The sequence below is a fragment of the Mycobacterium sp. genome (assembly GCF_039583805.1).
Taxonomy (GTDB): domain Bacteria; phylum Actinomycetota; class Actinomycetes; order Mycobacteriales; family Mycobacteriaceae; genus Mycobacterium.
Genome location: NZ_JAVKSH010000130.1, coordinates 1 through 8,954, shown reverse-complemented (window position 1 = coordinate 8,954; position 8,954 = coordinate 1). Strand labels below are relative to the sequence as shown.

10 protein-coding genes and 1 pseudogene are annotated in these 8,954 nt (G+C 69.2%); 10 read left to right on the top strand and 1 reads right to left on the bottom strand.

The annotated features are described in order from the left end of the window. The 3 genes and pseudogenes from ABDW21_RS15075 to regX form a co-directional block, all read left to right on the top strand. A partial coding sequence (locus tag ABDW21_RS15075) for a phosphoglyceromutase (protein ID WP_343710653.1) occupies positions 1 to 708 on the top strand: 708 nt, incomplete at its 5' end. A gap of 121 nt (positions 709 to 829) precedes the next feature. Continuing rightward, a pseudogene (locus tag ABDW21_RS15070) lies at positions 830 to 1,945 on the top strand (ATP-binding protein); the annotation flags it as partial. Between the two features lie 142 nt (positions 1,946 to 2,087). Then, complete coding sequence (regX, locus tag ABDW21_RS15065; RefSeq protein WP_343602763.1) at positions 2,088 to 2,771, top strand: two-component sensory transduction protein RegX; 684 nt, start codon at positions 2,088 to 2,090, stop codon at positions 2,769 to 2,771. 10 nt (positions 2,772 to 2,781) lie between these two features. Here the strand turns inward: regX and ABDW21_RS15060 are convergent, their stop codons facing one another. After that, on the bottom strand, positions 2,782 to 3,528 hold the full coding sequence (locus tag ABDW21_RS15060; protein WP_343710654.1) for a hypothetical protein: 747 nt from the start codon (positions 3,526 to 3,528) through the stop codon (positions 2,782 to 2,784). Positions 3,529 to 3,675: 147 nt separating this feature from the next. On the opposite strand from ABDW21_RS15060, the gene ABDW21_RS15055 reads away from it, so the two are divergent. From ABDW21_RS15055 to ABDW21_RS15025, 7 genes are all read left to right on the top strand, one after another. Further along, positions 3,676 to 4,695 carry a Ppx/GppA family phosphatase gene (locus tag ABDW21_RS15055; RefSeq protein WP_343710652.1) on the top strand — a complete coding sequence of 340 codons (1,020 nt, stop codon included), beginning with the start codon at positions 3,676 to 3,678 and terminating at the stop codon, positions 4,693 to 4,695. Beyond that, positions 4,692 to 5,651 (top strand): hypothetical protein, encoded by a 960-nt coding sequence (locus ABDW21_RS15050; RefSeq protein ID WP_343602759.1) that lies wholly within the window; start codon positions 4,692 to 4,694, stop codon positions 5,649 to 5,651. Before ABDW21_RS15055 ends, ABDW21_RS15050 begins: the two co-directional genes overlap by 4 nt. A gap of 7 nt (positions 5,652 to 5,658) precedes the next feature. Further along, positions 5,659 to 6,501 (top strand): sugar phosphate isomerase/epimerase, encoded by an 843-nt coding sequence (locus ABDW21_RS15045; RefSeq protein WP_343710651.1) that lies wholly within the window; start codon positions 5,659 to 5,661, stop codon positions 6,499 to 6,501. 16 nt (positions 6,502 to 6,517) lie between these two features. Next, a complete protein-coding gene (locus ABDW21_RS15040; RefSeq protein ID WP_343710650.1) occupies positions 6,518 to 7,336 on the top strand; it encodes a thioesterase family protein in 819 nt (272 codons plus the stop codon). 44 nt (positions 7,337 to 7,380) lie between these two features. Beyond that, positions 7,381 to 8,256 carry a pyrroline-5-carboxylate reductase gene (gene proC / locus ABDW21_RS15035; protein WP_343710649.1) on the top strand — a complete coding sequence of 292 codons (876 nt, stop codon included), beginning with the start codon at positions 7,381 to 7,383 and terminating at the stop codon, positions 8,254 to 8,256. Positions 8,257 to 8,394: 138 nt separating this feature from the next. After that, a complete protein-coding gene (locus tag ABDW21_RS15030; protein ID WP_343710648.1) occupies positions 8,395 to 8,658 on the top strand; it encodes a helix-turn-helix domain-containing protein in 264 nt (87 codons plus the stop codon). Positions 8,659 to 8,832: 174 nt separating this feature from the next. Further along, positions 8,833 to 8,934 (top strand): AURKAIP1/COX24 domain-containing protein, encoded by a 102-nt coding sequence (locus ABDW21_RS15025; protein WP_003402602.1) that lies wholly within the window; start codon positions 8,833 to 8,835, stop codon positions 8,932 to 8,934. The last annotated feature ends 20 nt before the right edge of the window (positions 8,935 to 8,954 follow it).

The following is an 8,954-nucleotide window of genomic DNA, read 5'->3' as shown; positions in this document are numbered from 1 at the left end:
GAGAGCGAATGGAACGCAAGCAACCAGTTCACCGGGTGGGTCGACGTCGACCTGACCGACAGGGGCCGCGCCGAGGCGGTCCGCAGCGGTGAGCTGCTCGTCGAACACGACGCGCTGCCCGACGTGGTGCACACCTCGCTGCTGCGACGGGCCATCACCAGCGCGCACCTGGCGTTGGACACCGCCGACCGGCACTGGATCCCGGTGCGGCGCAGCTGGCGGCTCAACGAACGTCACTACGGCGCGCTGCAGGGCCTGGACAAGGCCCAGACCAGGGCCCGCTACGGCGAGGAGCAGTTCATGGCGTGGCGGCGCAGCTACGACACCCCGCCGCCGCCCATCGAGCGGGGCAGCCGGTTCAGCCAGGACGCGGACCCGCGCTACGCCCACATCGGCGGCGGGCCGCTGACCGAATGCCTGGCCGACGTGGTGGCCCGCTTCCTGCCGTATTTCACCGACGTCATTGTGCCTGACCTATTCGCCGGCAAGACGGTGCTGATCGTCGCGCACGGCAACTCGCTGCGGGCGCTGGTCAAGCACCTGGACGGGATGTCCGACGAGGAGGTCGTCGGGCTGAACATCCCGACCGGGATTCCGCTGCGCTACGAGCTGGACTCAGATCTGCGGCCGACGGTGGCCGGCGGGTGCTATCTGGACCCCGAAGCAGCCGCCGCGGGGGCGGCCGCGGTGGCCAGTCAGGGCGCCTGAGAGGCCGTTGCGCAAACACCGCGTGAACGGCAGCGGAAAACCTGCCCTGTGGTGCGTGAGATGTTCGATTTCGGCGCCGCGCTGCGGGGGCGAAATTCATCAAGATTTGTAGGATCTGGTTGTGACGGTCTTCTCGGCGCTGTCGCTGGCCGGGGCGGGGATGCTGATGGCGTTTGCCGTCGGCACCGCGGTGGGAGCCCGCCTTGCGCCGCGGGTCGTCGAGCGGCGGCAGCGCGCGGCGGCCGAGTGGTCCGGGATCACCGTCGCACAGATGCTGCAACGCATCGTGGCGCTGATGCCGGCGGGCACCGCGGTGGTGGACGCCCACCGCGACGTGGTGTACGTCAACGACCGGGCCAAAGAACTCGGCCTGATCCGCGGTCGCCAGCTCGACGACGAGGCCTGGGAGGCCGCGCGGGAGGCACTGGCCAGCACCGACGACATCGAGTTCGATCTGGCGCCGTCCGGGTCGGGCTTGTCGGTGCACGGACAGGCCAGGCTGCTCAGCGAGGAGGACCGCCGGTTCGCCGTCGTGTTCGTCTACGACCAGTCCGAGTACGCCCGGATGGAGGCAACCCGGCGCGACTTCGTCGCCAACGTCAGCCATGAGCTGAAAACCCCGGTCGGCGCGATGGCCGTGCTGGCCGAGGCGTTGCTGGCGTCAGCGGACGACCCGGACACGGTGCGCCGGTTCGCCGAACGGGTGCTCGTCGAAGCCAACCGGCTCGGCGACATGGTCGCCGAGCTGATCGAGCTGTCCCGGCTACAGGGCGCCGAGCGGTTGCCGGACTTGAGGTCTGTCGACGTCGACACCGTTGTGGCCGAAGCGATCTCACGTCACAAGGTGGCTGCTGACAACGTCGACATCGAGATTCGCACCGACCGGGCGAGCGACCTGCGGGTGCTGGGTGACCAGGCCCTGCTGGTCACCGCGCTGGCCAACCTGGTGTCGAATGCCATCGCATACTCCCCGCGCGGGTCATTGGTGTCGATCAGCCGTCGCCGCCGCGCCGACGTCGTCGAAATCGCCGTCACCGACCGCGGCATCGGCATCGCCCGCAAAGACCAGCAGCGGGTTTTCGAGCGGTTCTTCCGCGGCGACAAGGCACGCTCGCGGGCCACCGGCGGCAGCGGGCTGGGGTTGGCCATCGTCAAGCACATCGCGGCCAACCACAATGGCAGCATCGGGCTGTGGAGCCAGCCGGGTACCGGGTCGACGTTCACGTTGTCGGTCCCGGCGTATCCGGACACCACCGAAAAATCCCGCCAGCCGGTGGAATCCCTAACCCGGGCCAAGACCTACCAATGAGAGGACGAACTACGCCGATGACCCGCGCCGGCGACGATGCAGAACGAAGCGATGGACAGGAGCGGCGCCGATGACCAGCGTGCTGATCGTGGAGGACGAGGAGTCGCTGGCCGATCCGCTGGCGTTCCTACTGCGTAAAGAGGGCTTTGAAGCCACCGTGGTGGCTGACGGCCCGTCGGCGCTGGCCGAGTTCGACCGGGCCGGCGCCGACATCGTGCTGCTCGACCTGATGCTGCCGGGGATGTCGGGCACCGACGTCTGCAAACAGCTGCGGGCGCGATCCAGCGTGCCGGTGATCATGGTCACCGCCCGCGACAGCGAAATCGACAAGGTCGTCGGACTCGAGCTGGGCGCCGACGACTACGTGACCAAGCCGTACTCGGCGCGGGAGCTGATCGCCCGCATCCGGGCGGTGCTGCGCCGCGGCGGCGACGACGACTCCGAGTCCATCGACGGTGTGCTGGAGTCCGGGTCGGTCCGGATGGACGTTGAACGCCATATCGTCTCGGTGAACGGTCAGCCGATCACATTGCCGCTCAAGGAATTCGACCTGCTGGAATATCTGATGCGCAATACCGGCCGGGTATTGACGCGCGGCCAGCTGATCGACCGGGTGTGGGGTTCTGACTATGTCGGCGACACGAAAACCCTTGACGTGCATGTCAAGCGGTTGCGGTCCAAGATCGAGTCCGACCCGGCCAACCCGGTGCATCTGGTGACGGTTCGCGGCCTGGGGTACAAGCTCGAGGGCTGACCACCTGTGCCTATTGGGCCGCGCGCGTCGCCGGATGTACCGCGATGAGCCCTAACTGGCTGCGCCGCTTGCACATTGCTGCCAGCTCAGCGTAGGCCTTCTCGCCGATCAGTTCGTTCAGCTCCGCCGAGAGGCTTTCCCACACCTCGCGGGCACCGACGTGAGCGGCTGGGTCCCCGGTGCAGTACCAGTGCAGGTCAGCGCCGCCGGCGCCCCAGCCGCGCCGGTCGTATTCGGTGATCGTGGTCTTGAGGATCTCGCTGCCGTCCGGGCGGGTCACCCATTCCTGGCTGCGCCGGATAGGCAACTGCCAGCACACGTCTGGCTTCATCGTCAGCGGATGCACGCCGAGCCGCAGCGCCGCGCTGTGCAGCGCGCAGCCGGGACCGGCGCGAAACCCCGGGCGGTTCAAAAAGATACACGCGCCCTTGTGTTTGCGGGTTCGCCACTGCTCTTCGCCGTCGTGTTCGTCGAGTTCGAGGTAGCCCTTGCGGCCTCCGCCCTTGTCGCGGAACTGCCAGTCATCTTCGGTCAGCTGGGCGACAGCCTCGTCGAGCCGGGCGCGGTCGTCCTCGTCGGACAAAAACGCACCGTGCGAACAGCATCCGTCGTTGGGCTGTCCCGCCACGGTGCCCTGGCAGGCCGGTGTGCCGAACACGCACGTCCAGCGCGACAGCAGCCAGGTGAGGTCGACCGCGATCAGGTGCTCGGGGTTGTCCGGGTCGTAGAACTCCACCCACTCGCGAGGGAAATTCATCTCGACTTCGTGCGGATAGTTGGGCTGCGACGGTGCCACGGTGCCACGGTAGACGAAAATGCGCCCGACGTCGCCGACGGTTATTGTTCGGCCGGCTCCGCCGCGTCCGTTACCCGGCCGCGACGTCGCCGGGCTAGGTTGTGGTGCGTGCGGTTAGGTGTGCTGGACGTAGGCAGTAACACGGTCAACCTGTTGGTGGTCGACGCGCACCGCGGCGGGCATCCCACGCCGATGAGTTCGACCAAGGCCACGCTGCGGCTCGCCGAGACGATCGACAGCGCCGGCAAGATCACCCGGCGCTGGGTCGACAGACTGAGCTCGACCATTGACGAGTTCAGCAAGATCGCAGCCAGTTCGGGCTGCACGGAGCTGATGGCCTTCGCGACGTCCGCGGTCCGCGACGCCAAGAACTCCGAGGACGTGCTGGCCCGTGTGCGCGCCGAGACCGGTGTCGACCTGCAGGTGCTGCGCGGAGTCGACGAGTCGCGGCTGACCTTCCTGGCGGTGCGCCGGTGGTACGGCTGGAGCGCGGGACGGATCATCAACCTCGACATCGGCGGCGGTTCGCTGGAGCTGTCCAACGGCGTCGACGAGGAACCCGAGGTGGCGCTGTCGCTTCCGCTGGGCGCCGGACGGCTCACCCGCGAATGGCTGCCCGACGACCCGCCGGGCCGGCGCCGGGTCGCCATGTTGCGTGACTGGCTCGACGCCGAGTTGGCCAAGGCCAGCGACACCGTCTTGGAAGCCGGCAGCCCCGACCTGGCTGTAGCAACGTCGAAGACGTTCCGCTCGCTGGCCCGGCTCACGGGTGCGGCGCCGTCGGCGGCGGGACCGTGGGTGAAGCGGACGCTGACCGCCAGCGGCCTCAGACAAGTCATAGCTTTCATCTCTAGGATGACGGCTGCTGACCGTGCTGAGCTGGAAGGAGTCAGTGCCGAGCGAGCGCCGCAGATCGTGGCGGGAGCTCTGGTGGCGGAGGCGAGCATGCGAGCGATGTCGATCGAAATGGTGGACATCTGCCCGTGGGCGCTGCGTGAGGGCTTGATTCTGCGCAAACTCGACAGCGAAGCCGACGGAACCGCTCTGGTCGAGACGCCGGTGCGCCATCCTGGAAGCCGGCACGCAGACACGGCCGCGGTCGACCGATCGCGAGGCGACACACGATGACTGCACCGCACGACACCCCGGGCGCTCGGCCGATCTCGGTGGCCGAACTGCTGGCCAGGTGCGGGACCGCGGGCGCCCCGCCGATATCCGGGCGCCGCCGCCGGCGGCGCGGCAACAGCGACGCCGTGACGGTCGCGGAGCTGACCGGGGAGATGCCCGTCGTCAAGGCGGACATCGAGCCCGCGGAGACCCCCCGTCCGGACCGGTCACCTGACGAGTCCGGCAACGGAGCGCCCGGGCCCGACGACGAGGGTGCCGCCCCCGGCCCGTACTGGTCCGAGCCGGAGCCGCGCTGGCCCACGTCCCCGCCGCCGGGCCTTCGCGCGCCGGGCCCCGAGCGCAGCTCGTATCCGCTGCCGGTACGCGGTTCGGCCCGGACCGACGCCGACACCGCCGACCGGGTGCAGTCCGGCGCTGAGGAGATGAATCCGGATCCTGTCGAGAACCACGCCGCGATGCCGGTCGACCTGATGGACACCGAGGTGTCCGAAGCCGAACCGGTGAGTGAGGACTCCGCCTACGTCCGCTCGTACCTGCGCGTGTCGGCGGGACGGCTGCGGCGCGGCAAAGCCGCCGGCGAGCAGGACGGCGGGCAGGCCGACGAAGAGCCCGGCGAGGACGTCGACGACATCGCCGGCCTCGTCGAAGCCCGCGACGACGAGGACGCGGACCTCGACGCGCGGCCGCGCTGGACCGACACCGTGCTGCGCGGCGCTGTGGTCGTGCTGCAGTCACTTCTGGCCGTCGCCTTCGGCGCCGGGCTGTTCATCGCGTTCGACCAGTTGTGGCGCTGGAACACCATCATCGCGCTGCTGCTGTCGGTACTGGTTATTCTCGGTCTGGTGGTCACAGTTCGGGTCGTCCGCAAGACCGAGGACATCGGCAGCACGCTGATCGCGGTGGCGGTAGGAGCTCTGGTCACACTGGGGCCGTTGGCCTTGGTGCAATCCGGCTAGCCGGCCAGTGCGCCCAGCTGTCAAGGTCGGCCTCTCGACGGCCTCGGTCTATCCCCTGAGGACCGAGGCCGCGTTCGAGTTCGCGGCCACGCTCGGCTACGACGGCATCGAGCTGATGGTCTGGGGCGAGGCGGTCAGTCAGGACGTCGCAGCCGTCAAAAAGCTCTCGCGGCGCTACCGGGTACCTGTGCTGTCCGTGCACGCACCGTGCCTGCTGATCTCGCAGCGGGTATGGGGCGCCAACCCCATTGCCAAGCTGGAGCGCAGCGTGCGCACCGCCGAACGGCTCGGTGCGCAGACGGTCGTCGTGCACCCGCCGTTTCGCTGGCAACGGCGTTACGCGGAGGGATTCAGCGAGCAGGTCGCCGCCCTGGAATCGTCCAGCGACGTGCTGGTGGCTGTGGAGAACATGTTCCCGTTCCGGGCGGACCGGCTGTTCCGTGCCGACCAGTCGCGCGAACGGATGCGCCGGCGCGGCGGCGGGCCCGGCCCGGCGATCTCGGCGTTCGCGCCGTCCCACGATCCGCTGGACGGCGACCACGCGCACTACACCCTGGACCTGTCGCACACCGCGACGGCGGGAACCGACGCGCTGGACATGGCGCGACGGATGGGGCCGGGTCTGGCCCATCTGCACCTGTGCGACGGCAGCGGGTTGCCGGCCGACGAGCATCTGGCGCCGGGCCGCGGCACCCAACCGGTGGTCGACGTGTGCCAACTGCTGGCCGCCGGTGACTTCGCCGGCCATGTCGTGCTGGAGGTGTCGACGTCGACTGCACGGTCCGCCCAGGAGCGCGAGGCCACCCTGACCGAGTCGTTGCAGTTCGCCCGCAGGCATCTGCTGCGCTGACGGCGAGAGGACTTCGATGAGCTTGTTCAACAGCGCGATGATGCTGCGCGAGGCAGGCCCCGACGGGGTTTACGAGGGCGAACTGGACAAGCATTGGACCATCGGGCCCAAGGTGCACGGCGGGGCGATGCTGGCGCTGTGCGCCAACGCCGCCCGGATGCGGGGTGCAGCCGGGCCGTCGGACAGCGTGCAGCCGGTCGCGGTGTCGGGCAGCTTCCTGTGGGCGCCCGATCCCGGGCCGATGCGGCTGGTGACCTCGATGCGCAAGCGGGGTCGTCGCGTCAGCGTCGTCGACGTCGAGCTCGTCCAGGGAGATCGCACCGCGGTGCACGCCGTGGTCACGCTGGGCGAGCCCGAGCACCTGGCCCCACCGCTGCTGTCGGCCAATCCGGTGGCGGATCTGATGGCGCCCGAGCCGCCGGCCGACATCGCCCCGCTCGGTCCCGGTCACCCGCTGGCCGGGCTGCTGCATCTGGCCGAGGGCTGCGATGTGCGGCCGCTGGTGTCGACGCTGCAGTCCAGCACCGACGGCCGCCCGCCGATGATCCAGATGTGGGTTCGGCCGCGCGGCACCGCGCCCGACGTGCTGTTCGCGCTGATGTGCGGTGACCTGTCGGTGCCGGTGAGCTTCGCGGTCGGTCGGACCGGGTGGGCGCCGACCGTGCAGCTCACCGCCTATGTGCGCGGCGTGCCGGCCGACGGCTGGCTGCGCGTCGTGTGCACCTGCATGCAGATCGGCCAGGACTGGTTCGACGAGGACCATGTCGTCGTCGACGGCCTGGGCCGCATCGTGGTGCAGACCCGCCAGCTGGCGATGGTGCCGCCCGCCCGCTGAACGCACCTTTCTGCCATGTTGTCGTGTCTGCCATGCTGTCGTGCATGGCCAGAATTGCGATCATCGGCGGCGGCAGCATGGGGGAGGCCGTGCTGTCGGGCCTGCTGCGAGCCGGCCGGCAGGTCAAAGACCTGGTGGTGGCCGAGCGGCTGCCCGACCGCGCCCGCTACCTCGCCGAGACCTATTCGGTGCTGGTGACGTCGCCGACCGCCGCCGCGGAGAACGCGACGTTCGTCATCATCGCGGTCAAGCCCTCCGACGTGGAGTCGGTTGTCGGCGAGATCGCCCGGGCTGCCGCCGACGCCGAGGACGGCGGTGCCGAGCAGGTCTACATCAGCGTCGCCGCGGGGGTCACCACGGGCTACCTGGAGTCCAAGCTGTCGGCCGGCACGCCGGTGGTGCGGGCGATGCCCAACGCGCCGGCGCTGGTCGGGGCCGGGGTGACGGCGTTGGCCAAGGGTCGTTTCGCCACCCCGGAGCAGGTCAAGGAGGTGTCGGCGCTGTTTGACAGCGTCGGCGGCGTGCTGAGCGTGCCGGAGGCGCAGATGGATGCGGTCACCGCGGTGTCGGGTTCGGGTCCGGCCTATTTCTTCTTGATGGTCGAGGCGCTGATCGACGCGGCCGTCGGGGCGGGGTTGAGTCGCCGGGTCGCTACCGACCTGGTCGCTCAGACGATGGCCGGATCAGCGGCGATGTTGCTGGAGCGGATGGAACAGGACCGCGGATCGACGGGCGCGGCGGCGCCCGACCTGTCCGCGGACACCACCGCGGCCCGGCTGCGGGCGACCGTAACCTCGCCCGGTGGCACGACTGCCGCGGCGCTGCGCGAACTGGAGCGGCTGGGTTTGCGTGCCGCGGTCGACGAGGCGGTGCGGGCCGCGACCGCCCGCTCGCAGGAACTGCGAATCACATCGGAGTAATCTACAAAATTTCTCTTATTTACCCTCATACGTCGCAGTAACCCCACTGGTCCCGCTATTCTCCTGGTGGTAAGCACGTGTGGGTGCCAGCGGAGGGGAAGCCGCCGGGGCTCCGCGGGCCTGACTGATTGGGTTGCGATGACGTCTATAAACGGGCCATCGGCACGAGATTCGGCTGGCGGTAAATCGGCGCGCGACAGCGGCTCGCCGGAGGGCCAGCAGCCCAGGACGCAATTCCTGACAGTGGCCGAAGTGGCTACGCTGATGCGGGTCAGCAAGATGACGGTGTACCGGCTGGTTCACAACGGCGAGCTGCCCGCCGTCCGTGTCGGACGGTCCTTCCGGGTGCACGCCCAGGCCGTGCACGACATGTTGGAGAGCTCGTACTTCGACGCCGGCTAGCCCAGCCGTGCCGCGGACCGCGCAGCGGTCCGCCGGAGCGGCGCGGTGGGACCGGCACGCCGACGGATGCGCCGTCGCTTTGGTGTTCGGCGTCGCCTGCCGGGTAAAGTGTGCGGGTCATTGCAGACGCCGGGCCACGCGCGGACTCGGGCGGGGTACACAGATAGCGGGGTTATGGGTTCAGTAATCAAGAAGCGGCGTAAACGGATGTCGAAGAAGAAGCACCGCAAGCTGCTTCGCCGCACCCGGGTGCAGCGCAGGAAACTCGGAAAGTAGTCGCGCCGGCCGCCACTCGC

Bases quoted from the DNA above. Each gene is read 5' to 3' on its own strand.
- regX (WP_343602763.1), top strand. From the start codon at position 2,088: ATGACCAGCGTGCTGATCGTGGAGGACGAGGAGTCGCTGGCCGATCCG.
- proC (WP_343710649.1), top strand. From the start codon at position 7,381: ATGGCCAGAATTGCGATCATCGGCGGCGGCAGCATGGGGGAGGCCGTG.
- ABDW21_RS15025 (WP_003402602.1), top strand. From the start codon at position 8,833: ATGGGTTCAGTAATCAAGAAGCGGCGTAAACGGATGTCGAAGAAGAAG.
- ABDW21_RS15060 (WP_343710654.1), bottom strand. From the start codon at position 3,528: ATGAATTTCCCTCGCGAGTGGGTGGAGTTCTACGACCCGGACAACCCC.
- ABDW21_RS15030 (WP_343710648.1), top strand. From the start codon at position 8,395: ATGACGTCTATAAACGGGCCATCGGCACGAGATTCGGCTGGCGGTAAA.
- ABDW21_RS15040 (WP_343710650.1), top strand. From the start codon at position 6,518: ATGAGCTTGTTCAACAGCGCGATGATGCTGCGCGAGGCAGGCCCCGAC.
- ABDW21_RS15050 (WP_343602759.1), top strand. From the start codon at position 4,692: ATGACTGCACCGCACGACACCCCGGGCGCTCGGCCGATCTCGGTGGCC.